The organism is Salinibacter altiplanensis (assembly GCF_002894645.1).
Classification (GTDB): Bacteria; Bacteroidota; Rhodothermia; order Rhodothermales; family Salinibacteraceae; genus Salinibacter; species Salinibacter altiplanensis.
The window spans coordinates 14,448-35,010 of sequence record NZ_NCQY01000004.1; the positions used below are offsets into that span (position 1 = coordinate 14,448).

General features: G+C 60.9%; 27 protein-coding genes. 2 read left to right on the plus strand and 25 right to left on the minus strand.

Annotated elements, in window-relative coordinates; all coding sequences use genetic code 11:
- Positions 1-44 precede the first annotated feature (44 nt).
- The 19 genes from rplF to tuf form a co-directional block, all read right to left on the minus strand.
- Positions 45-599, minus strand: coding sequence for a 50S ribosomal protein L6 (gene rplF / locus B7R93_RS02525; RefSeq protein ID WP_103019281.1), 555 nt, complete (start codon positions 597-599; stop codon positions 45-47).
- Between the two features lie 67 nt (positions 600-666).
- Complete coding sequence (gene rpsH / locus B7R93_RS02530; protein ID WP_103019282.1) at positions 667-1,068, minus strand: 30S ribosomal protein S8; 402 nt, start codon at positions 1,066-1,068, stop codon at positions 667-669.
- 97 nt (positions 1,069-1,165) lie between these two features.
- Positions 1,166-1,435 (minus strand): 30S ribosomal protein S14, encoded by a 270-nt coding sequence (gene rpsN, locus B7R93_RS02535; RefSeq protein ID WP_103019283.1) that lies wholly within the window; start codon positions 1,433-1,435, stop codon positions 1,166-1,168.
- A gap of 79 nt (positions 1,436-1,514) precedes the next feature.
- The gene (rplE, locus tag B7R93_RS02540) at positions 1,515-2,090 is read right to left on the minus strand and encodes a 50S ribosomal protein L5 (RefSeq protein WP_103019284.1); all 576 of its coding nucleotides are present in this window, start codon (positions 2,088-2,090) and stop codon (positions 1,515-1,517) included.
- A gap of 133 nt (positions 2,091-2,223) precedes the next feature.
- Positions 2,224-2,595 carry a 50S ribosomal protein L24 gene (rplX, locus tag B7R93_RS02545; protein ID WP_103019285.1) on the minus strand — a complete coding sequence of 124 codons (372 nt, stop codon included), beginning with the start codon at positions 2,593-2,595 and terminating at the stop codon, positions 2,224-2,226.
- 52 nt (positions 2,596-2,647) lie between these two features.
- Positions 2,648-3,016 carry a 50S ribosomal protein L14 gene (gene rplN / locus B7R93_RS02550; RefSeq protein ID WP_103019286.1) on the minus strand — a complete coding sequence of 123 codons (369 nt, stop codon included), beginning with the start codon at positions 3,014-3,016 and terminating at the stop codon, positions 2,648-2,650.
- 79 nt (positions 3,017-3,095) lie between these two features.
- Positions 3,096-3,404 carry a 30S ribosomal protein S17 gene (rpsQ, locus tag B7R93_RS02555; RefSeq protein ID WP_103019287.1) on the minus strand — a complete coding sequence of 103 codons (309 nt, stop codon included), beginning with the start codon at positions 3,402-3,404 and terminating at the stop codon, positions 3,096-3,098.
- Between the two features lie 59 nt (positions 3,405-3,463).
- Positions 3,464-3,673 carry a 50S ribosomal protein L29 gene (gene rpmC / locus B7R93_RS02560; protein ID WP_232797932.1) on the minus strand — a complete coding sequence of 70 codons (210 nt, stop codon included), beginning with the start codon at positions 3,671-3,673 and terminating at the stop codon, positions 3,464-3,466.
- 47 nt (positions 3,674-3,720) lie between these two features.
- Positions 3,721-4,158 carry a 50S ribosomal protein L16 gene (gene rplP / locus B7R93_RS02565; RefSeq protein ID WP_103019289.1) on the minus strand — a complete coding sequence of 146 codons (438 nt, stop codon included), beginning with the start codon at positions 4,156-4,158 and terminating at the stop codon, positions 3,721-3,723.
- Positions 4,159-4,215: 57 nt separating this feature from the next.
- Positions 4,216-4,929 carry a 30S ribosomal protein S3 gene (rpsC, locus tag B7R93_RS02570; protein ID WP_103019290.1) on the minus strand — a complete coding sequence of 238 codons (714 nt, stop codon included), beginning with the start codon at positions 4,927-4,929 and terminating at the stop codon, positions 4,216-4,218.
- 61 nt (positions 4,930-4,990) lie between these two features.
- Positions 4,991-5,356, minus strand: coding sequence for a 50S ribosomal protein L22 (rplV, locus tag B7R93_RS02575; RefSeq protein WP_103019291.1), 366 nt, complete (start codon positions 5,354-5,356; stop codon positions 4,991-4,993).
- A gap of 88 nt (positions 5,357-5,444) precedes the next feature.
- Positions 5,445-5,738, minus strand: a complete 294-nt coding sequence (gene rpsS, locus B7R93_RS02580; protein WP_103019292.1) for a 30S ribosomal protein S19 — start codon at positions 5,736-5,738, stop codon at positions 5,445-5,447.
- A 69-nt stretch (positions 5,739-5,807) separates the two neighbouring features.
- On the minus strand, positions 5,808-6,659 hold the full coding sequence (rplB, locus tag B7R93_RS02585) for a 50S ribosomal protein L2 (RefSeq protein ID WP_103019293.1): 852 nt from the start codon (positions 6,657-6,659) through the stop codon (positions 5,808-5,810).
- 53 nt (positions 6,660-6,712) lie between these two features.
- Positions 6,713-7,012, minus strand: coding sequence for a 50S ribosomal protein L23 (gene rplW / locus B7R93_RS02590; RefSeq protein ID WP_103019294.1), 300 nt, complete (start codon positions 7,010-7,012; stop codon positions 6,713-6,715).
- Positions 7,013-7,068: 56 nt separating this feature from the next.
- Positions 7,069-7,716 carry a 50S ribosomal protein L4 gene (gene rplD, locus B7R93_RS02595; RefSeq protein ID WP_103019295.1) on the minus strand — a complete coding sequence of 216 codons (648 nt, stop codon included), beginning with the start codon at positions 7,714-7,716 and terminating at the stop codon, positions 7,069-7,071.
- Positions 7,717-7,788: 72 nt separating this feature from the next.
- Positions 7,789-8,415, minus strand: a complete 627-nt coding sequence (gene rplC / locus B7R93_RS02600) for a 50S ribosomal protein L3 (RefSeq protein ID WP_103019296.1) — start codon at positions 8,413-8,415, stop codon at positions 7,789-7,791.
- A gap of 53 nt (positions 8,416-8,468) precedes the next feature.
- Positions 8,469-8,981, minus strand: coding sequence for a hypothetical protein (locus B7R93_RS02605; RefSeq protein ID WP_103019297.1), 513 nt, complete (start codon positions 8,979-8,981; stop codon positions 8,469-8,471).
- Complete coding sequence (gene rpsJ, locus B7R93_RS02610) at positions 8,978-9,283, minus strand: 30S ribosomal protein S10 (RefSeq protein ID WP_232797951.1); 306 nt, start codon at positions 9,281-9,283, stop codon at positions 8,978-8,980. The genes B7R93_RS02605 and rpsJ overlap by 4 nt, the downstream gene beginning before the upstream one ends.
- An 88-nt stretch (positions 9,284-9,371) precedes the next feature.
- Positions 9,372-10,562 carry an elongation factor Tu gene (tuf, locus tag B7R93_RS02615; protein ID WP_103019034.1) on the minus strand — a complete coding sequence of 397 codons (1,191 nt, stop codon included), beginning with the start codon at positions 10,560-10,562 and terminating at the stop codon, positions 9,372-9,374.
- A 483-nt stretch (positions 10,563-11,045) separates the two neighbouring features.
- Here tuf and B7R93_RS02620 point away from each other — a divergent pair, with 483 nt between their 5' ends.
- Together B7R93_RS02620 and B7R93_RS02625 are read left to right on the plus strand one after the other, a co-directional pair.
- Positions 11,046-12,830 carry an SLC13 family permease gene (locus tag B7R93_RS02620; protein ID WP_103019299.1) on the plus strand — a complete coding sequence of 595 codons (1,785 nt, stop codon included), beginning with the start codon at positions 11,046-11,048 and terminating at the stop codon, positions 12,828-12,830.
- A 166-nt stretch (positions 12,831-12,996) separates the two neighbouring features.
- Positions 12,997-13,308, plus strand: a complete 312-nt coding sequence (locus tag B7R93_RS02625) for a hypothetical protein (RefSeq protein WP_103019300.1) — start codon at positions 12,997-12,999, stop codon at positions 13,306-13,308.
- A 168-nt stretch (positions 13,309-13,476) separates the two neighbouring features.
- Here the strand turns inward: B7R93_RS02625 and B7R93_RS02630 are convergent, their stop codons facing one another.
- From B7R93_RS02630 to rpsO, 6 genes are all read right to left on the minus strand, one after another.
- Entirely contained in the window at positions 13,477-13,719 is a 243-nt protein-coding gene (locus B7R93_RS02630) for a hypothetical protein (RefSeq protein WP_103019301.1), read from the minus strand.
- Positions 13,720-13,803: 84 nt separating this feature from the next.
- Positions 13,804-15,396: an Ig-like domain-containing protein gene (locus tag B7R93_RS02635; RefSeq protein WP_157942162.1), complete on the minus strand. Its 1,593-nt coding sequence runs from the start codon at positions 15,394-15,396 to the stop codon at positions 13,804-13,806.
- A 553-nt stretch (positions 15,397-15,949) separates the two neighbouring features.
- Positions 15,950-16,771, minus strand: coding sequence for a segregation and condensation protein A (locus B7R93_RS02640; protein ID WP_103019303.1), 822 nt, complete (start codon positions 16,769-16,771; stop codon positions 15,950-15,952).
- A gap of 58 nt (positions 16,772-16,829) precedes the next feature.
- Positions 16,830-17,816 carry a UDP-glucose 4-epimerase GalE gene (gene galE, locus B7R93_RS02645; protein WP_103019304.1) on the minus strand — a complete coding sequence of 329 codons (987 nt, stop codon included), beginning with the start codon at positions 17,814-17,816 and terminating at the stop codon, positions 16,830-16,832.
- A gap of 153 nt (positions 17,817-17,969) precedes the next feature.
- A complete protein-coding gene (gene pnp, locus B7R93_RS02650; RefSeq protein WP_232797933.1) occupies positions 17,970-20,108 on the minus strand; it encodes a polyribonucleotide nucleotidyltransferase in 2,139 nt (712 codons plus the stop codon).
- A gap of 137 nt (positions 20,109-20,245) precedes the next feature.
- Positions 20,246-20,512, minus strand: a complete 267-nt coding sequence (gene rpsO, locus B7R93_RS02655; protein WP_103019306.1) for a 30S ribosomal protein S15 — start codon at positions 20,510-20,512, stop codon at positions 20,246-20,248.
- Between the last annotated feature and the right edge of the window lie 51 nt (positions 20,513-20,563).

Here is a 20,563-nt window from a genome sequence, read left to right on the forward strand (position 1 = left end):
AGCACGCCGCTCCCGCAGTGCAGGACGCGGCCGAGGTAGGGGGACTAGCGAGCCGCCGTCTTTCCAGCCTTGAGGGAGATGTGCTCGTCAACGTACCGGACCCCCTTTCCCTTGTACGGCTCAGGGGGGCGAAGGCTGCGAATTTTCGCCGCAACCTGCCCCACCAACTCCTTGTCAATGCCCTCCACGATGATAATATCGTCTTGGCCCCGATCCGAATCGACAGATACCGAGATGTCGCCCGGCGGGAGGAAGTAAATCGGGTGCGAGTAGCCAAGGGCAATCTCGAGGGTTCCGTTCGACTTTTGGGCCCGGTAGCCAACCCCGATGATCTTCAGCTCCTTCTTGTATCCCTCGGTCACTCCTTCGACCATATTCACGAGGAGGGAACGGCTGAGGCCATGCAGCGAACGGTGTCGCTTTTGATCCGTCGGGCGCTGCACGACCATGTGGTCGTCGGCAATCTCAAGCGTCATCTCCGGGTCAATCTGCTCCACAAGGGTGCCTTTCGGTCCCTCTATGGTCACTACGTTGTGATCATCAACCGAGACGGTGACCGCGTCACCGAACGGGATCGGGTTGTCTCCTATTCGAGCCATGGATTCAGTCGTTCATCTGGTGCAACGGAGTTGGGGGGCACACATGCCCGCGAACGGTAGGCCCTGGTTAAAAGACCTTGGCCAGCACTTCGCCGCCCACACCAAACCGGCGGGCTTCCTTATCACTCATCACGCCCCGGGAGGTGGACAGGATGACAATGCCAAGGCCGTTTTTCACCTCTGGCAAGTTGTCCGAGTCCGTGTACTCGCGACGGCCGGGACGCGAAACACGCTCCAGCGTCCGGATGGCCGGCTGGTCGTACTCGTCGTACTTGAGGTATACCCGAAGCAGGCCCTGCTTCTCGTCCTCGATGTTGACGAAGTTTTTGATGTACCCCTTTTCGAGGAGAATCTGGGTCATGGCCCGCTTCAGCTTCGAGGCCGGGATGTCCACGTAATTCTGCTCCGCCTCCTGCGCATTGCGGAGTCGGGCCATGTAGTTCGAGACGGGGTCGGAGATACCACTCATTTCGGGCGTCGAATCGTCGGTTCGGAAGTGGACTCGGGGGCCAAGGGGAAAATGCCACCTTGTGCCGGTGTGATGCTCAGGGCCTTGGGGACGAGCGCTACCAGCTCGCCTTCCGTATGCCCGGAATCTTGCCTTCGAGGGCGAGCTCGCGGAAGCAAATCCGGCAGACGCCGAACTTGCGAAGGTACCCGCCGTCACGGCCGCACAACTTGCACCGGTTGTTCTGGCGAACGGGACTTGAGTCCCGTGGAAGCTTCTGCAACTCGACCCATTTTCCCTCCTCCTTAAGCCGCTGTCGTTTCTCTTTGTATTTCTCGTAGAGTCTCTCCCGCTTCTCTTCGCGGGCGATCCAGCTTTTCTTGGCCATATCGTCGGTGTGTTGAGTCTATCCTGTATAGATCTAAGCGCACACGGAGGGGGAAGGGTCGCCAAAACATCGGCCACCATTATACTTCGGCCGGCTCCTCCTCCCCGCGCCGGACGAACGGCATGCCCAGTCCCTTGAGGAGTGCGTAGGACTCCTCGTCGGTTTCTGCATCGGTCACAAACGTAATGTCCATGCCATCAATCCGGTCGACACTGTCCACGTCGATCTCGGGGAAGATGATTTGCTCGTCGACCCCAAGCGTGTAGTTCCCGTGGCCGTCGAAGCTGCGATCGGGCACACCCCCAAAGTCTCGGATGTTGGGCAGGGCGAGCGTGACGAGCCGATCGAAGAACTCGTACATCCGGGCGTCCCGGAGCGTAACCTTTGCCCCAACGGGCATCCCCTCCCGCACGTCAAAGCTCGCAATGCTTCGCTTTGCTCGGCGGATGGTCGGGTGCTGCCCCGTAATCTTCCGCATCTCCTCCACGGCTCGGTCGAGGGCCTTCTGGTTTTCCGAGACCTCTCCCACCCCCCGATTGATGCAGATTTTCTCAAGAGAAGGCACCTCCATCGGGTTCTCGTACCCAAACTGGTCCGTCAGTGAGGGCCGGACCTCGTCTTGGTATTGTGTTTTAAGTCGCGGAACGTCGGCCATAGCTCAAAGGGTCAAGGCTCAGAATTCACGCCGCGGCGCGTAAAACAACGTGGCAGCCGCAGACGCTGGAAATTGATGATGTGCAGGTGGAGTTCCTAGTGCACGGACGCTTCATGCCGTGCCGTACCTCGGGCTAGTCGTCAAGCTCCTCCCCAGTCGTTTTGGCGTATCGCACCCAGCGGGATTGTCCGGTGTCCGGGTCTTCGACCTTCTTTCGCCCAACCCGGGTGGCGTCGCCGTTGCTGTCGATTGGGTTGACATTGGAAACGTGAATCGGCGCCTCCCGCTCGGTGCGTCCTCCTTCCCGGTTGGATCGGCTCGGCTTCTCGTGGAAGACGCGCACATTGACGCCCTCGACGATCAGCCGTTCCTCATCCGGAAATACCTTCAAGACCTTTCCCACGTATCCGGATTCCCGGTCCTCACCGGCAGACTTCGCGGACGTGACGGTCTTGTTCAGCATGACCATGTCGCCCTGCTTTACGTGTAGTTTGTTTTGAGCCATGGGCTTCGCGGTAAATGTTGGTTCACAAGTGCAACCGGATGACCTGGCGGGGCTACAGCACCTCAGGCGCAAGGGACACGATGCGCATGAACTGCTTCTCACGGACCTCCCGTGCCACGGGCCCAAAAACGCGCGTCCCGACCGGCTCCTCCTCCTGGTTGATGAGCACGGCAGCATTTTCATCGAAGCGGATGTAGGTGCCATCGTCGCGCCGCGTCTCTTTCGCGGTGCGGACCACAACCGCCCGGCTCACATCCCCCTTGTTGATTTCCCCGCTCGGAATGGCCGACTTGACAGAGACCACAATCTGGTCCCCGATGCCGGCATAGCGGCGTCCGCTGCTGCCAAGCACACGAATGCACTGGGCTTCCTTGGCCCCACTGTTGTCGGCCACGTTGAGTCGCGTTTCTTGTTGAATCATGGGTGTCGTCCAGGTTCAGTGTTCGAAGGGAAAAGGCCGCGTGAGGGCCGGCCGCTACCGACCGGCGACAGGCACTACGCTACTTGGCCCGCTCGATAATCTCAACGAGTCGCCACCGCTTGTTTTTGCTAATGGGTCGCGTCTCCATGATCCGGACCGTATCCCCCTCGTTTGCCTCCTCTTCTTCGTCGTGGGTCATGAACGTAGAGGACCGTTCCAGGTACTTTCCGTACATCGGGTGCTTCATCTGGCGACGGACGGACACAGTAATGCTCTTGTCCATTTTGGCAGACTCGACGACCCCAATGCGCTCCTTTCGGTCATTGCGGTCGGCAGTCTGGGCCTGCTCGTCCGTGTGCGTGTCGGCATGCTCTTCGGTTTGCTCCATAATACCCTATCGGCAGTTTGCTCGTCTGAATGGGTGGATCGGCGGGCGCATCAGGACGCCTACGCAGGTTCCTCTTGAACGGCCTGCTTTTCGTTGCGAACCGTTTTCAAGCGGGCGATGAGACGGCGCTTGGTTCGGAGCAGCATTGGGTTTTCCAATCGCCCCCGAATGGCGTGCTGGAACTGAAGCTCCTCCAGCTCCTCCTCCTCTTCGTCAATTCGCGTCTCAATCTCCGCGATGTTAAGATCTCGAATCTGGTCGGCATCCATTGGTCTATGTGACTTGGGTGAACGGTCCCGATCACGCACGCGGGAAACTACTCCTCGGCACGGGCGCCCGGACGGACCACAAATTTCGTTTTGATCGGCAGTTTGTGCTTGCCCAGGCGCAGGGCCTCCCGCGCGGACTCTTCATCGGCCCCCCCGCCTACCTCAAAGATAACGTTTCCGGGCTGCACGGGCGCAACAAAGCGATCGGGCTCTCCTTTCCCCTTCCCCATTCGGGTCTCAGCCGGGGTCTTGGTCTTGGGCTTGTCCGGGAACACCCGGATCCACACCTTCCCGTCCCGCTTTAGGTAGCGGTTGATCGCCACGCGGGCCGCCTCCAGCTGGCGACTGCTGACCTCGCCTTTTTCAAGGGCCTTGAGGCCATAGTCGCCGAAGTTGAGCCGGGTGCCCTTTACGGCGTACTTGTTTCGTTTTCGGCCCTGATTGCGCTGGACCTTTCGGTGCTTCGTGTCTTTGGGCTCAAGCATGGGTCGTAGGGCGGGTGCGTGTGGGTCGGTTCAGAAAGCGTGGATCGGCGGTACGGACTAGGAGTCTCCGCGGCGCTGGCGGCGCTGCTGGGGAGACTCCTTCATCTTGCGCTGCTGCGCCTGCACATTCGGGCTCAGGTCCGGCTTGCCGAGAATCTCTCCGCGGTGGATCCAGACCTTGACCCCAATCGTGCCGTAGATTGTGAGGGCGGTCTCCTGCGAAAAGTCGATGTCGGCGCGAATCGTGTGGAGTGGAACGCGCCCCTCCATGTACTCCTCAACGCGTCCCATCTCGGCTCCGCCCAGGCGCCCGGCGGCACGGATGCGCACGCCCTCAGCCCCCATGCGCATGGCGGCCTGCATGGCCTGCTTCATGGCCCGCCGAAAGGAAATGCGCCCTTCCAGCTGCTGCACAATGTTTTTCGCAACGAGCGTGGCGTCGAGCTCCGGACGCTTGATCTCGCTGATGTTGATCTGGATGTCCTTCCCTGTAAGGGTCTGAAGCTCTCCCTTCAACTTCTCAACCTCGGACCCGCCCCGGCCAATCACGACGCCCGGGCGACTCGTGTGGAGGGTCAGGATAACTCGCTCCGGTGTGCGCTCAATGACCGCCCGGCTCAAACCGGCGCGCTTGAGGCGCGTGTGCAGGTAACGGCGCAGCTCTTCGTCCTCGACGAGCTTTTCCTGGAAGTTGGTCTCGGAATACCAGTTGGAGTCCCAACCACGGATGGCGCCGAGGCGAAAGCCTATGGGGTGCGTTTTCTGGCCCACGGGTATGTACCTCGTGTGTTAGTTCAGAGAGCAATGTGTGATGTCGGAAACGACGGTCCGGCTACGCGGCCGCCTCGTCGGCCTCCTCCTCTTCGACCGCGACGACCACCTTCAGGTGTGTCGTGCGCTTGCGGATGGGCGCTGCACGGCCCCGGGCACGTGCCTGGTGGCGCTGGAACGTCGGGCCCTCGTCGGCCCGAATCTCCGCCAGCTTCAACGCCCCCTCATCGAAGCGCTCCTCGTGCTGGTCCATCAAGTTGTAGACGGCGGAGCGGATCGTCTTCTCCACGACGCCGGTCACCTTCTGCGGCATGTAATCCAGGATCGCGACGGCCTCGGGCACACCTCGGTCGCGCACCAGATTGATGACGCGACGCATCTTGAGGGGAGAACTCCGAATGTGCCTGCGGACGGCTCGTGCTTGCATGTCTCGTCGTGCGGTTTGCGGGGAAAATCAGGGTCGCGAAGCAGACGCGGGCGCCTGCTGGGCTCCAGCCAGCGCCGCGGGCCAGGAGCTACTGACCTGGCTTGCGGATTCGCTGGTCCACCTTCGCCTGCGAGTGCTCCTCGAATGTGCGCGTGGGGGCGAACTCACCAAGCTTATGCCCCACCATGTTCTCCGTCACGTACACCGGAATAAACTGGTGTCCGTTGTGAACGGCAAACGTGTGACCGACGAAGTCCGGCGTAATAATGGAGTCCCGGCTCCAGGTCTTGATGACCTTCTTTTCGTCGGACTCGTTGAGCGCTTCGACCTTGCGCTGCAACTTGTAATATACGTACGGGCCTTTGCGTAGAGAGCGAGGCATGTTGTCGGGAAAATTTGAATCCGAAAGTGCGGGCGGCGGGCAAGGGACAGGGGGCCGAGCGGGCAGCAGTTACTGCCCCCCGGTCCCCTGTTTCGATTCCGTGCGGCGCCGAATGATGTACTTGTTCGACTCTTTGTTGCGCTTGCGGGTCTTGTATCCCTTCGCCGGTACGCCCTCTCGAGACCGAGGGTGGCCCCCAGACTTCAACCCCTCTCCACCGCCCATGGGGTGATCGATGGGGTTCATCGCCACACCGCGAGTACGGGGGCGGCGCCCAAGCCAGCGCTTGCGACCGGCCTTGCCCAGCACCACGTTCTCGTGCTCAACGTTGCTTGTTGTGCCGATGGTCGCCCGGCACCGTGAGGGCACCAGACGCGTCTCTCCGCTCGGAAGCTCCAGCGTCGCGTAGTCTCCTTCTCGTGCCGTGAGTTGTGCATGCGTGCCAGCAGCACGAACCATCTGGGCCCCTTTCTTCGGGGTCATCTCCACACAATGCACCTGTGTCCCCAGTGGGATGCCAGTCAGGGGGAGACAGTTGCCCAACCTGGCCTGCGCTTGCGGGCCATTCCTCACTGTATCCCCCACCTCCAAGCCGTCAGGCGTTATGATGTATCGCTTCTCTCCGTCGGCGTACGCGAGCAGTGAGATGCGGGCCGAACGGTTTGGGTCGTACTCGATCGTCTTCACCGCAGCCGGAATGCCGTCCTTGCCACGCCGCTTGAAGTCAACCTTGCGGTAGCGGCGCTTGTGGCCGCCCCCTCGGTATCGCATCGTCATGCGGCCCTGGTTGTTGCGCCCCCCACTGTTCGGGAGGGGCTCCAGCAGGCTGCGCTCTGGGTCGGAGGTCGTCACGTCCTCCTTCGCATCCACCGAATACTGGCGCTGGCTGTTTATGGTCGGCTTTCGCTTCTTAATCGACATGGCGCTGGGGTGTCAGCGGTTCAAAGGGTCGTATGCACTCGCGGGAAGGGCCGTCAAATGCCCTCAAAAAAGTCAATCTGCTCTCCGTCCGGGTCCAGGTCCACAATGGCCTTTTTAAAGCCGGAGGTCCGGCCCTCAATCATGTTTCCGTCGCGGAACTGACGGCGTCGCTTTCCTGGGACCACCTGGGTCCGGACATTCTCGACCTCGACACCTGCATAGCGGTTTTCTACCGCCCTCCGAATTTCGATCTTCGTGGCGTCGAGCCCACACATGAAGGAGTACTTGCCCTCCTGCATCTGCTGGGTGGTCTTTTCTGTCACGTAAGGGCGAATCAGTACGCGTTTGCTCATGGGTCAACGCTGCTCGTTGGAGAGTGCAACAGGTGAGTCAGAACGGGAGCCGGACGCTACGCCGCCACAGCCTCTTCGGTCGAGAGTGTATTGGTCAGCCAGTCGAGCGCACCTTCCTGAAGCAGAACAACATCGGCGTCCAGGATGTCGACCGTATTGACGCTTTGTACCTCCTGCACGTTCACGTCCGAAAGGTTCTGGGCACTCAGGTAAATCTCGCGCTCCACCTCAGCGGTTGCAAGCAAAAGATCCTGTCCATCCACCCCCAACAGATCGAAGAGATCGGTAAGCCCGCGAGTATCGGGACGATCCAACGAAAAGTCCTCAAGGACCCGGACGTTGTCGTTGTCTGCCTTGTAAGAGAGGGCCGATCGCCGCGCCAGCCGCTTTTCCTTCTTGTTCAGGTCATGGGCGTAGTCGCGAGGCCGAGCCCCGTGGGCCCGCCCTCCACCTCGACGGATGGGCGACTGTGCGTCGCCAACCCGGGCATTCCCCGTTCCCTTCTGTCGGTAGAGCTTTCGGCCCGACCCCCGTACCTCGCTGCGCTCCTTGGTCTTGCTGGTGCCTTGTCGCTGATGAGCCTGAATGCGCTTCACGTCCAGCCAAATGGTGTGGTCATTCGGCTCGATGTCGAAGACCGTTGGGGCAAGAGCAGCGGTTTCCCCCGACTCAACCCCGTCTTTTTGGTAGATCTCAACGTCCATAGGTTCGTGGCCTCAACAGTGTACAGTGCGTCGATACGGAAGGAGGAGCGTGCGCTCAGGGTTCCGCGCCCTCTATTTCTTGTGCAGTTTCACGTATTCGCTCTTCGGCCCCGGCACAGACCCGTGAATCAGGATGGCGTTCTGGTCTGCCAGGATCCGGACCACCCGCAGGTTCTGAATCTTGGTTCGGTCGCCCCCGGTTTGCCCTGCCATCCGGACGCCTTTGAAGACGCGGGAGGGATCCGCAGACGCCCCGATCGATCCAGGGTGACGCTGACGATCCGACTGGCCGTGTGTCATCATCCCGACGCCACTGAAGCCGTGGCGCTTCACGACCCCCTGAAAGCCTTTCCCCTTCGACACGCCCACCACATCGATCCGCTCTTCTTCCTCGAAGAGATCATCGACATGCACGACGTCGCCCAGCTCCACGCTCTCTCCGAAGTCGCGAAACTCGGAAAGCATGCGCTTAGGGGGACATCCGGCCTTCTCGAAATGGCCCAGCATGGCCTGCGTCACGTTTTTTTCCTTCACGTTGTCGAAGCCAAGCTGCACCGCGCTGTAACCGTCGGGAGACCCCGACTTTACCTGCGTCACGACGTTGGGCCCCGCCTCCACAACCGTGCAGGCCACGTTGTTGCCCTCGTCGTCGAAGACGCTGGTCATTCCGACTTTCTTTCCGATCAGTCCGCTACTCATAGGTCTGGCCTCCGTGCAATGGTGTGTCCGTCGTGAGGAAATTCGCCCCGATCTCAGTCGTTGCCGAGCGAAAGAAACAGCTCGAGAGTATTGTCACGCCCCAAGTCCAAGGCGAGTGCGCTCAAAAAAGGGCTCGAGCCAAAGCGAATGGTGAGTCGTGCTTGTCTTCCTTCAAACCGATATCGCCAGACAGCAGATTGTTGACTGCTTACATCCGTCATTCGGATCTGCCGTTCGCCCGAGAGCACAATGCCCCCTTCAGCCAGCAGTGTCGGCGATTCACCTGAACGTTTCCCCGCGATCTCGTAGGTACGTCTCCTCTCTCCGTCCCGGAAAGTAATCTCCACCCCCTCGTCGTAGAGGTCATCGAGCTTGGCGTCATAGTCAAACTGCTGCCCCCTCAGGCGCTCAACAAACCAAGTGCCATCTCCGTCGGACAGGCGCTGATAGAGCGAGACTCGCTGAGAACTTGCCTCGTCACAGCCACCGATCAGGAGGCTTCCGGCACAGAGAAGCACCCCGCCAACCCCCAACCGTACCAGGTGGAAGAAGCTCAGTGACCTCACACCTTAATCTCCACGTCTACGCCACTGGGCAACTCGAGCTGCATGAGCGAGTCCACCGTGTCGCTGCTCGACGAGAGGATGTCGATCAAGCGCTTATGGTGACGCCGCTCGAACTGTTCACGGCTGTCGCTGTCGACGTGCGGCCCGCGCAAAACAGTGTAGATTTTCTTTTCGGTTGGCAGCGGCACTGGGCCACTTACAACCGCGCCGGTCGACTTGACCGTGCGGATAATTTTCTCCGCACTCTTGTCGATCAGCGTGTGGTCGTACGACTTGAGCTTGATTCGTATGTCCTGCTGCACAGCCATGTGTCCGTGTCGGGTTTCGAATGCAGAGTGTTGGCGAACAGGAGGCGGGCGGTGTCGCCACCCTCCGGAGGCCGCGGAGATCCTAGTCCAGGATATCGGTCACCACCCCGGCCCCCACCGTGTGTCCTCCCTCCCGGATCGCAAACCGAAGGCCCTCCTCCAGGGCCACCGGCTCGATCAAGCTCCCCTCAAACGTCGCGTTGTCCCCCGGCATCACCATCTCTACCCCCTCCTTCAGCTCAATACTCCCCGTCACATCGGTCGTCCGAAAGTAAAACTGCGGCTGGTACCCGTCGAAAAACGGCGTGTGGCGCCCTCCCTCCTCCTTGCTAAGCACGTACACCTCACACTCAAACTCCCGGTGCGGCGTCACCGTCCCCGGCTCGGACAGCACCATCCCTCGCTTGACCTCCTCCTTCTCTATCCCCCGAAGCAGTATCCCGGCGTTGTCCCCTGCCTCCCCCTCCTCCAACCTCTTGTTGAACATCTCTATGCCGGTCACCACCGAGTCCATCTTCTCCTCCTGCATCCCGACAATCTCAATCTCGTCCTGCAGCTCCACCCGGCCCCGCTCAATCCGACCAGTCACCACCGTCCCCCGACCCGTGATCGAAAAAATATCCTCCACCGGCATCAAAAACGGCTTCTGCACGTCCCGCTCCGGCGTCGGGATGTACTCGTCAACCGCCGCCATCAGCTCCATCACGTTCTCCTCGTGCTCCTCGTCGCTCTCGAGGGCCCGAAGCGCGCTTCCCCGCACCACCGGCACCTCGTCGCCGGGAAACTCGTACTCGGTCAGCAGCTCCCGCACCTCCATCTCCACCAGCTCCAACAGCTCCGCGTCGTCGACCAGATCGGTCTTGTTCATGAACACCACCAGGTACGGCACCCCCACCTGACGCGCCAGCAAAATGTGCTCCCGCGTCTGCGGCATCGGCCCGTCGTCGCTCCCGACCACCAAAATCGCCCCGTCCATCTGCGCCGCCCCCGTCACCATGTTCTTCACGTAGTCCGCGTGCCCCGGACAGTCGACGTGGGCGTAGTGCCGGTTCTCCGTCTCGTACTCGACGTGGCTCGTCGCAATCGTAATGCCGCGCTCCCGCTCCTCCGGCGCGTTGTCGATCGCCTCAAAGGTCTGCTCCGCCGCCCCGCCAACGCGCTCGGCCAGTACCTTCGTGATCGCCGCCGTAAGCGTCGTCTTCCCGTGGTCAACGTGCCCGATCGTTCCTACGTTTACATGCGGCTTCTCCCGCGCAAACTCTTCCTTGGCCATAAGCTCTGTTTGGTAGTCGTGTTCAGGGGGAATCGGCGTGTGTGGAGGATGCCCACCGCACTTCGGCGGAAGGGACTCCCTCCTCGGGGGGACAATCCACAGCAGACAACCTCAAGGCGTTTGCTGTGCAGTCCGAAAAAACCTCCAATGTGATTTAGGGTTCCGGCACGGCGTTAACTTCACTGGCTTTCCAACTCGGGGTCTGTCTTGATCTCGGTGCTTCTGAGTTTTGGGGCTCGCTTTTGCCACGCATGCAAAGAGGCCACACTTAGGGAAAGACTCTGGGGGCACACAATGGGTTCCACGATTCTCCCAGGAGATTTGGGCCCTGCCCCAGCAGCGCAGAGGAGGCCCTTCATCAGTATTCGCACACTCCTCCCCCATTTTCCGTCTCTTGCATACACCAATTCTGCCATCCATCAGTATGCACCGTCTACTCTGTACCTACTTTTGTTCTTTTTCGGCCGATTATCTCCTTGTTGCATGGACCTGCAGTTGCTGATTGTATTCGCGATTTTGGGACTTACCGTTGCCTTCATCGTCACTGAGGCGTTTCGGATCGATGTGGTGGCGATCCTGGCCATGCTTTCGCTCGTTTGGGCCGGAAGCATTACCCCTCAACAGGCGCGGTCAGGGTTTTCAAGCAACGCGGTTCTCGCCATCATCGCGGTGATGATCATGGGCCGGGGGCTCTACAAGTCGGGCATCACCGAAAAAATTGCCAATTTCATCCTGCAGGTCGCGGGGACGGGACGCCGTCAAATCATTTCTACCGTGTCGGTCACCGTCGGGCTCATGTCCGGGCTCATGCAGAATCTTGGGGCCGCCGCTCTTTTCCTCCCCGTCATGACTGGCATTTCGAAGCGGGAGAAGATCTCCATCTCCAGCCTCCTCATGCCGATGGGCTTCGCAGCCCTGCTCGGCGGCACCCTCACCATGGTCGGAACGAGCTCGCTGATCGTCTTGAACGACCTGCTCACGGCCCGCGGCGTGCCAACGTTCGGCCTCTTCAGCGTCTTTCCCGTTGGGGTCGTTCTTCTGATTGTAGGGATCGGGTACTTCTCCCTTCTGGGACCGTACGTGCTTCCGTCTGGACGCGAGGAGAACAATACTGTTAGCCCCGGCCAAAAGCTTCTTAACGTCTGGGGCCTCTCGGATACCATCTATACCTTTCGGGTCCCGAACGACAGCGACCTAATCGGAAGGTCTGCCGAGGAGTCCCACATGGGCGCCAACTACAACATCAACCTTCTCGAGGTGTACGACGACAAGCAGTCGGACTACGACATCTGGCGCGAGATCCGCTTTCGGGAAGGCCAAAAGATTGTCGTTCAGGGTCGAGAAGAAGACATTGGTGCGTTCAGAAACGCCTACGGACTCGAGCTTACAGAAGAAGAGGACAAGTCCGACACTGGGTCGAGCGGAAGATACCTGGAGGTGGTCATTCCGGCCCGGTCGAGCCTCGTGGGCAAAACCCTCCGCGGCGTCCCTCTGCGCGAGACCTACAACGCACAGGTCGTGCTCTTCTTCAGCGAAAGCGAGGTGGTGGAGGACGGCTGGGCCGACCGGGTCATCCGCGCGGGCGACACCATGGTCCTACACGCAAAGCAGGAGAGTCTGCGGTTCTTTGAGGGGAGCGAAGACTTCATTAACGTGACGCCGCTGCAGCACGACCCGAAGAAGCCGGAGAAGGCGTGGCTCTCGGTGGGTAGCTTCGCGGGCGCCATCGTGCTCGTGCTCGCCCTCAACCTTTCCATCTCGATCGGATTCCTTACCGGCGCCCTCGCCATGGTTCTGGGGGGCGTCCTGACGATCGAGGAGGCCTATCGATCCGTCGAATGGAAAGTGGTCTTTTTGATCTCGGGCCTTATCCCCATCGGCATTGCCATGGAGGAGTCGGGGGCCGCAGCCATTATCGCCGAAGCCCTCGTCACCCTCGTTCAGGGCGTGCACCCGTTCCTCATTTTGTTTGCGCTGGGGATCCTGATGACCTTTTTCTCACTGGTCATGTCGAACGTGGCCGCGACCGTACTGATGGTTCCTCTCGTGCTCGAAATGGCGGGCACCATCGACCTGACGGCTCAGGTGTTGGTTCTTCAGGTCGGGCTCTGTGCGGCGAACTCGTTTGTGCTTCCCACGCACCACGTAAATGCACTTCTCATGACGCCCGGCGGCTATCGCGTCCCCGACTACCTTCGTGCCGGAAGCCTCCTGTCGCTCATCTTTGTGCTTGTCACCACCACGATGCTCTACGTGTTTTATTTGTGACCGCTCGCCCCGAAAGGAACGGCCCCGACACCTCCTTCACATGATGTGCATGGAGAAACTTGAGCCCTTCTCCTCCGGTATCTATTGACTGATGCTGTGGAGGCACATCAGCACACACAGTGTCGACCTGACTCTCCGTCTTTACTTTTGACGATCCCGTTCATCCATGAGGTCTCGTTCCGCTAGAAGCCAGAAGGTACAACCTCATACCCGCAGTGGAGAACTCACCTCCCAGTCTGGCATTATCACCGGGCGCCTGGCCGACTGGGCCGACGCCTTGGAGACAACGAGTGCCGAATTGATAGATGCCATGAGCCGTGCCGGGGTAGAGCCGCTCATTGACACCGGGGCGTCGAAAGACGGAGAAGGACACGACCGCCCCACAAACCCTGAGCTCCGCTGCATTGCGATGACAGAAGCAGACGTGGGACGTGTGAGTGCCGAACTGCTCGAGATTTCTCCCGTGGCACACGAATAAGGATGTGTGGGTGCCGCCTGGTGCCCCGACGCTCGTGCCCAACGAGACGCACGTCCAACGGTACGGTCGCCCCAAGCCAAGCCCACAAGGGTCCCCTTGTTCGAACGACGACTGGTTCGAACGACGACCGGGCACCCACAGTCTGAGGGGCTCATCCGGACTAAGGGCCTATCCGGGAACCTTCTGCCCCACGAGATTTGCGGCCTCGTCCATCAGGCGTTTGAATCGGTGGGCGGTTGGTACACTCTTGAATGAGAGATCCCAGCGATTCATCTCCACACGTGTCAGCGTAAAGTCCGACGGGTCGAACCCTGCCGGCACGGCCAGGTGAATTACCGCGTACATGCGCTTCTTGCTGTCGGTTGTCACGGTTACGACGACCCCCTGACGCTCGACGTCGATCGGTGCCATTGCCTTGGCTACTTTTGGAGAAATCGTGGGTACATCAACGGCCAGGGCCGAACGTCCTCCGAAACGGACCAGGCCCAAACAGCCCTACTGTCGGGGCGCTCGAATCACCGCCGCCCCCGATGCAGTCCGCCGAACGGTGGCCCCGTCCGTGGGCGTCAGTGACTGCGCAGATGCCGTTGTGCTCGATCCGGCGCCAGGAGGGGTGAGGACAACCTCTAGACTGCCGTTCGGGCCGTCCAGCGTGATCGTGACCGTTTCGACTTTCGGATCTTCGGCAACCTCCGGGTCCGGATCCTCAACGACCCGGAAGGTGAAGGACGTGATCTCGTCCTTGTTCGTAATGTCCTCCGCCTCAAATCCGTCGTCGTCAGTGTCACTGAGGGCGGTGTCGTCGAGGGTGACCTCGGTACTCCCTACAGCCTTCACCTGCGTTCCCTCGGCCTGCACCTGAATGGTCGTCCCCGGCGCCAGCGGATTATTATTTTCTACGTCCTGCACCGTCAGGTCGTAGGTCTGGCCCAATTCGGCCGAACTGGGGTCCACCTCCACCTCTGGTCGCCCCGAAAAGACAATCGGAATCGTCTCGGAAATCGTGTTTTCGTTGCCGGTGTCCGCCGGGTCGGGGCAGTTGTCGGGGTCCACGATCGTGTTCACGGCGTCGGTTCCCGCCGTCTCGGCCCGCACAGTGCCGACCCCGCCGCTCGGCAACGGCTGCGCAGACGTGAGCGCCACGCCCCCCTGCCCCTGATCATCGGTCTGGAGCGAGCCCCCGATAAGCCCCGCATTCGCACTGAAGGAGACGGCCGTTCCGGGCACCACAGGGTTTCCGTACTTGTCGCCTACGAAAACCTGGATGGAGGTCGTCACCCCGAGGTCGACGAGACCGGGAAAGTTGAACCGCTCCGGGGCGAGGCTGAAGTGACACTTGTTGGGGAGACCGCCGTGAACCGAAAGGCCCACGGGCTTGGACTGAAAGGCCGTGCCGTCGGGCCGTTCAGTCTCGGCGACCACCTGCACCACGCCCGCGGTCGTGCCGCTCGACACGTTCACGGTGGCCTGCCCTTGGCCGTTGGTCTGCACAGTGCTCGGGGTCAGGGTCGCACCGTCCGGCTTTTGACCAAACCGGAAGTCTACGTCCACGGCCTGCTCCGCCTGGATGGCCTTTCCGGTCGAGTCGACAACCTGAAAGGTGAGGCGAGCGATGCTCGTGCCCCCGCTTTCCTGAACGCGAATCGAGCCGGCTGACTGATTCTGGAGCAAAATGTCCGTGGGCCGTCCAGGCTCTCGGTTTTCTTCTCCCCCGATGTTAAGCTTGAAAGTCGAAACGGACCTCCTCCCTACATCAGGCAACACCTCCAGCGTTTTTTCTTCACGGACTTCCTCCACTGAAACTGTGATGGTGACCTCGGCAGACTCTTCTACCTCAAGAGTCGCGCTGTAGGAGCCTGTCGAGTCAGTCTCAGTTTTTTGGCTAATCGCCTCTCCCGTCTCGTCTTGATACCGAATGATTACATCCGCACCGACCAGCGGGGTGGATTCCGTATCCTCTACGTCACCAGTCACGGTCACATCACTGGAGCCGGCCCCGCCCAGGTCGCACCCGAGTCCCCCAATCAAGAGCAAAAGAATCGCGAGGAAGGAAAAAGGCAATCGACCGGTGGGAAGAACGGAAGCCATGAACCCGGAGAGGAGATCGGAATTTGACGCACCCTTATGGTGCGGCAAGAAGCGTTCCGGAATCTCCTCCCCCTCGTCTGCCTCCCTTCTGAGCGACGCGATGCATCCCCGGTTTCCCCGCCCGCTCACCGAATCCAATCCAACGTATGGCGGACGAGAAAGAGAACAAATGCGGCGGAGGGGCAGAAGAGTCGGGACCTTCCCCCACCGTACGGATAATCCTATAGATTTTTTTGACTCCTCTTTTGGAGTATTACGTCAGCAAAACACTAGTTTTTGGGGCAAAATGCCGGAGAGGCACGCCCAAAGAGGTGACTTTCGTAACGGAAGGGTTGGAATTTTTACACCCCTGGTATTCGCATGGGCCCTGTTTCTCCAGGCACGGGCACTCATCCACAATCGGTGACCGTGCGGCAAGACGGAAGAGGACGCGGGGGCGGCCTCGCCAACGAAGGACAAAGTTTGATTGGAGACCGCAAGAAAGCGATAAGCCTTCAAGGGGCACGTCTCGTCCGAGCATCCGCTGTCTGAGGCGTTCTCCACCGCCGCCTCCTCATTCCTCGCCGGAACGTCCCGAAGGCGGTCCAACGGCCCCGTCCCCTTGAAGTCCTGGGGGAACCTGCTGGAGCGGGCGGTCGGACTGGAGCGCAGCGTCGTCTCGAGCCTCCACAGAGAAGTCCGACGCCCGCTCTGCCACCCGAAGCCGAAGGTGTTGCTGCCGCGTCAGCTCCAGGAGGGCCAAAAACGTCGCAATGACAAAGCCTCGCGATTCCCCCCTAATCAGTGTCCGAAAGGACACCTGCGAGTCGCGACGCAGGCGCTCAACGACGTATCGCTGCTGTTCCTCGACGGTGTGTTCAAGCGGCGCGACCTCGTGGATGGGCTCGCTCTCGTCGTCGTCCTCGTCGGCTTCGAGGACCCGCCCCAGCGCTTCGACCAGCTCGAAGACCGACGCGTCCACCTCCACCTCGTGAGACTCCTCAACACGCTCCCGATCCGCAGATGCGTCCCCCCGCACGAAGTGCTCGCGCCGACGCTCCCGGCGGGTAGAGAGCTGGTCGGCCGCCTCTTTGAACCGCACGTATTCCAGAAGGCGCTCCACCAGCTCTCGGCGCGGGTCCACGGCCTCTCCCTCCTCGTCGGCGTCCTGGGAGGGCAGAAGCATGCGGGCCTTGATGTTGATGAGAAGGGCCGCCATGTAGATAAAGTCGCCCACACCATCCAGGTCGATTTCCTCCATCACACGGACGTACGTGAGGTATTCATCCGCGATGCGGGCAATGGGAATGTCGTAGATGTCGATCTCGTCCCGTTTGATAAAGAACAGGAGGAGATCCATCGGTCCCTCAAATTGCTCCAGCTCAACCCGGTACATGCCCACTGGTGTTGTTTTATGGAGAACGACGGTCCCCCGTCCTCATCGCCGCAGACATTCACTCCGGGGCTCCGTACCCGTCTGGATGGCGCCGGTGCCACTCCCAGGCCGACCCGATAATGTCGTTGAGGGCACCATGCTGCGGGGCCCAGCCAAGCTCGTTACGGATCTTGTCACTGCTCGCAATGAGGGCCGGCGGGTCGCCCGGTCGCGGATCGCCCGCTTCGGCGGGAATTTCATGGCCCGTAACACGACGGGCCGTCTCGATGACCTCCCGCACGCTGTAGCCCTGTCCGTTGCCGAGGTTGTATACGCGGCTCTCCTCCTCCAGCGCATCCAGGGCCCGGATGTGCGCCTGTGCAAGGTCGAGCACGTGGATGTAGTCCCGCACACACGTCCCGTCGGGGGTGTCGTAGTCGTCCCCGAAGATGACAATCTTGTCGCGCTGGCCGAGCGCAACTTCCAGAACAATAGGGATCAGGTGCGTCTCGGGATCGTGGTCTTCTCCCTGATCAGGCCCGGCGGCCCCCGCCGCGTTGAAGTAACGGAGTGCAGCGTAGGTAAGCCCCTCTGTTTCGTCGAGCCAGTGGAGGGTCCGCTCCAGCATGAACTTCGACTCCCCGTAGGGACTTCCGGGATCAACCGTCACGTCCTCGTCGATCGGGATGCGCTCCGGGGTGCCGAACAGATTCGCGGTCGAGGAAAGGATGAAGCGGTCTACACCATGCTCCACGGCGGACTTCATCAGGTTGATCCCGCACCGCACATTTTCGTCGAGGTAGAGGAACGGCTTCTCCATCGACTCCCCAACCAGGGTGTGCGAGGCAAAGTGCATGATCGCCTCCGGCCGATGCTCGGCGAGGGTGCGGTCGACGAGTCCACGATCGTTCAGGTCGCCGTGGACGAAGGCCGCGTCGTCCGGCACCGCCGCCCGGTGGCCCTGTGATAGATTGTCGAGCACGGTCACGTCAATACCGGTCTCCACGAGTCTTCGGGCCACGGTGCTCCCGATGTACCCGGCTCCTCCTGTAACAAGAACGCGCATAAGCGTCAGGAATGGTGTGCAGTTCGTTGTAAAGGCGAACGGCCCCGATGCATTTCGCCCCTATACAAACGGCGAGAGCCCGAGGGCCCTCGCCGCTTGTGTGGCAAAATGTGTCACTGAGGCCCGCCGTGTGTCACGGGCGCCGCGTCGACTCTATTCGGTCTGTTCTCCGTTCTCCTCCGAGACAAACGGCTTGCGCGTGAGGCGCATCTTGCCGTCGTCGTGAACCTCAAGGAGATGGACCTTTACCTTGTCGCCAACCTCAAGGTAGTCCTCGACGTTTTCGACGTAATCGTGGTCAATCTCGGAGACGTGGAGAAGGCCCGTCTTCTCGGGCATAATCTCGACGAAGGCTCCAAAGTCGCGGATGCCCTTGACCGTGCCCATGTAGTCCTCTCCCTCCTCCGGCACGGCCACGATCTGCTTGATCCGCTCGATGGCCGCCTCGGCGTCGGTTTGGTTGGTCGCCGCGATCGTCACGATGCCTACGCCGTCTTCCTCCTCCACCGTAACCTCGGTGTTCGTCTCTTCCTGAACGCTCTTCACAACCTTGCCGCCCGGGCCGATAACGGCACCAATCCGATCGGGGTCGATCGTGAGCTTGGTGAGGCGCGGGGCGTGGCTGGACAGCTCGGTCCGCGGCTCCGAAACGGTCTCCTCCATGCGGTCGAGGATGTGGTGACGCGCGTCTCGGGACTGCTTCAGGGCCTTCAGCATGACGTCGCGCGAGAGGCCCTCAATCTTCATGTCCATCTGACACGCCGTGATGCCATCCCGCGTGCCCGTGAGCTTGAAGTCCATGTCGCCCAGGTGGTCCTCCTGGCCAAGAATGTCAGTGAGCACGGTCGTCTCGTCGTCTTCCTGCACGAGCCCCATCGCAATGCCGGCCACCGGCTTCTCGATGGGCACCCCGGCATCCATGAGCGCCAGGCTGCCGGCGCACACGCTGGCCATCGACGAGGAGCCGTTCGACTCCATCACGTCGGCGTTGATGCGAATGGTGTACGGGAACTGATCCTGCTCCGGGATAACCGGCCGCAGGGCCCGCTCCGCGAGCATGCTGTGACCAATTTCGCGGCGCTTCGGCCCGCGCAGGTAGCTCGCCTCGCCCACAGAGAACGGCGGAAAGCGATAGTGGAGGTAAAAGGACTTGTCCGTGTCGGCGAAGACTTCGTCGACCGGCTGCACGTCGTCCGAGGTTCCGAGTGTGATCGAGCCGAGCACCTGCGTCTCCCCCCGGGTGAAGATGGCGGAGCCGTGAACACGCGGGAGATACCCGATCTCCATCCAAAGGTCGCGGACGTCCGTCTGATCGCGCCCATCGATGCGCTTGCCCTCGTCGACGATCATGTTGCGCATCTCGTTCTTCTCCACCTCCCCGATCGCATCGCGGACGTCCGACGCGGTGTAGCCCTCGGGGGTCTCGCGTTTCTCTCCGAGCACGTCGTCGACGGCCTGGTCCTTGAGGTCCCCAATCCCGCCGTGAAACGTCTCTTTGCTGTACGGCCCGTGGATGTGATCGGCCACCTTCGGCCCGTACTGCTCCCGCATGCGCTGGACCAACGCCTCCGGCACGCGGTCGGCCTCCCACTCGAAGGGCTCGGGCTCGCCCGCCTGCTCCACGAGGCGGTGTTGGCCTTCGCACAGCCGCCGGATCGACCGGTGGGCAACGTCGAGGGCCTCAATCATGCTCTCCTCGCTAATTTCGTCGGCCTCTCCCTCCACCATCACGAGGGCGTCTTCCTTTCCCGCCACCACGAGGTCGATGTCACTCTCCTCGGTCTGCTGCATCGTCGGGTTCACGACGTACTCGCCCTCTACGCGCCCCACCCGAACTTCCGCGAAGGGCCCCGCAAAGGGCGCCCCCGACAGCATGAGGGCAGCGGACGACCCAACGCCGGCAACAACGTCCGCGTCGAAGTCTTGCCCGGCCGAGATGACGAAGTTCACGACGTGGACGTCGTGGTAGAACCCATCCGGAAAGAGCGGTCGGATTGCGCGATCGATCAGCCGTGAGGTGAGCGTCTCCTTGTCTGTGGGGCGCCCTTCGCGCTTAATGAATCCGCCCGGCACCTTCCCCCCCGCCGCAAACTTTTCCCGGTAGTCAACGGTGAGCGGGAAAAAGTTTGACTCGTTTACCGAGTCGCTGAGCGTGGCGGTGGAGAGCACCATCGTGTCGCCCAGCCGGGCCACCACAGACCCATCCGCCTGCTTGGCGATGCGACCGGTCTCCAGAGACAATGATCGTTCGGGGACGAATTCAACGTCTTCGATGTGGGCTTCAGGCTTCATACGTCTCAATCTACTACCATGAGTCGACAAAAGGCGAAAGGGGGTCCGACAGGAAGCCGGACGAGGAGGAGGCCCGGGCAGCCCCCACAAAGCAAACGGCCTCCCGGCAGAACCGGGACGCCGTGTGGAAAGACGGGTTATTTCCGGAGCTCCAATTCGTCTCGGATGGTCCGATACCGCTCAATCTCATTTTCCTGAAGATAGTTGAGCAGCCGCCGACGCTTTCCAACGAGGTCGAGGAGCCCCCGTCGAGTAGAATTGTCGTTGGGATGATCCTCAAGGTGCTCCGTGAGATGTTCGATCCGCTTCGTAAAGATCGCAATTTGCACCTCCGGGGTACCGGTGTCGTTCGGGCCGTTGCCGAACCGATCTATGATCTTCTGTTGCTCTTCTTGTGTAATCATCGTGCGGGGAAGTACCTCTTTAGATTATGCCATGCTAAAGAAGAAACCGCG

What these genes read in the sequence shown, in the direction of transcription:
- rpsN (WP_103019283.1), bottom strand. Translation starts at nt 1,435, where the DNA reads ATGGCCAAGAAAAGCTGGATCGCCCGCGAAGAGAAGCGGGAGAGACTC.
- rpsO (WP_103019306.1), bottom strand. Translation starts at nt 20,512, where the DNA reads ATGATTACACAAGAAGAGCAACAGAAGATCATAGATCGGTTCGGCAAC.
- rplN (WP_103019286.1), bottom strand. Translation starts at nt 3,016, where the DNA reads ATGATTCAACAAGAAACGCGACTCAACGTGGCCGACAACAGTGGGGCC.
- rpsS (WP_103019292.1), bottom strand. Translation starts at nt 5,738, where the DNA reads ATGCCTCGCTCTCTACGCAAAGGCCCGTACGTATATTACAAGTTGCAG.
- rplV (WP_103019291.1), bottom strand. Translation starts at nt 5,356, where the DNA reads ATGCAAGCACGAGCCGTCCGCAGGCACATTCGGAGTTCTCCCCTCAAG.
- B7R93_RS02640 (WP_103019303.1), bottom strand. Translation starts at nt 16,771, where the DNA reads ATGTACCGGGTTGAGCTGGAGCAATTTGAGGGACCGATGGATCTCCTC.
- rplX (WP_103019285.1), bottom strand. Translation starts at nt 2,595, where the DNA reads ATGGCTCAAAACAAACTACACGTAAAGCAGGGCGACATGGTCATGCTG.
- galE (WP_103019304.1), bottom strand. Translation starts at nt 17,816, where the DNA reads ATGCGCGTTCTTGTTACAGGAGGAGCCGGGTACATCGGGAGCACCGTG.
- tuf (WP_103019034.1), bottom strand. Translation starts at nt 10,562, where the DNA reads ATGGCCAAGGAAGAGTTTGCGCGGGAGAAGCCGCATGTAAACGTAGGA.
- rplW (WP_103019294.1), bottom strand. Translation starts at nt 7,012, where the DNA reads ATGAGCAAACGCGTACTGATTCGCCCTTACGTGACAGAAAAGACCACC.
- rplE (WP_103019284.1), bottom strand. Translation starts at nt 2,090, where the DNA reads ATGGCCGACGTTCCGCGACTTAAAACACAATACCAAGACGAGGTCCGG.
- rpmC (WP_232797932.1), bottom strand. Translation starts at nt 3,673, where the DNA reads ATGGATGCCGACCAGATTCGAGATCTTAACATCGCGGAGATTGAGACG.
- rplF (WP_103019281.1), bottom strand. Translation starts at nt 599, where the DNA reads ATGGCTCGAATAGGAGACAACCCGATCCCGTTCGGTGACGCGGTCACC.
- rplP (WP_103019289.1), bottom strand. Translation starts at nt 4,158, where the DNA reads ATGCTTGAGCCCAAAGACACGAAGCACCGAAAGGTCCAGCGCAATCAG.
- rpsH (WP_103019282.1), bottom strand. Translation starts at nt 1,068, where the DNA reads ATGAGTGGTATCTCCGACCCCGTCTCGAACTACATGGCCCGACTCCGC.
- B7R93_RS02635 (WP_157942162.1), bottom strand. Translation starts at nt 15,396, where the DNA reads ATGGCTTCCGTTCTTCCCACCGGTCGATTGCCTTTTTCCTTCCTCGCG.
- rplD (WP_103019295.1), bottom strand. Translation starts at nt 7,716, where the DNA reads ATGGACGTTGAGATCTACCAAAAAGACGGGGTTGAGTCGGGGGAAACC.
- B7R93_RS02620 (WP_103019299.1), top strand. Translation starts at nt 11,046, where the DNA reads ATGGACCTGCAGTTGCTGATTGTATTCGCGATTTTGGGACTTACCGTT.
- B7R93_RS02630 (WP_103019301.1), bottom strand. Translation starts at nt 13,719, where the DNA reads ATGGCACCGATCGACGTCGAGCGTCAGGGGGTCGTCGTAACCGTGACA.
- B7R93_RS02625 (WP_103019300.1), top strand. Translation starts at nt 12,997, where the DNA reads ATGAGGTCTCGTTCCGCTAGAAGCCAGAAGGTACAACCTCATACCCGC.
- rplC (WP_103019296.1), bottom strand. Translation starts at nt 8,415, where the DNA reads ATGAGTAGCGGACTGATCGGAAAGAAAGTCGGAATGACCAGCGTCTTC.
- rpsQ (WP_103019287.1), bottom strand. Translation starts at nt 3,404, where the DNA reads ATGGAGCAAACCGAAGAGCATGCCGACACGCACACGGACGAGCAGGCC.
- pnp (WP_232797933.1), bottom strand. Translation starts at nt 20,108, where the DNA reads ATGAAGCCTGAAGCCCACATCGAAGACGTTGAATTCGTCCCCGAACGA.
- rplB (WP_103019293.1), bottom strand. Translation starts at nt 6,659, where the DNA reads ATGTCGATTAAGAAGCGAAAGCCGACCATAAACAGCCAGCGCCAGTAT.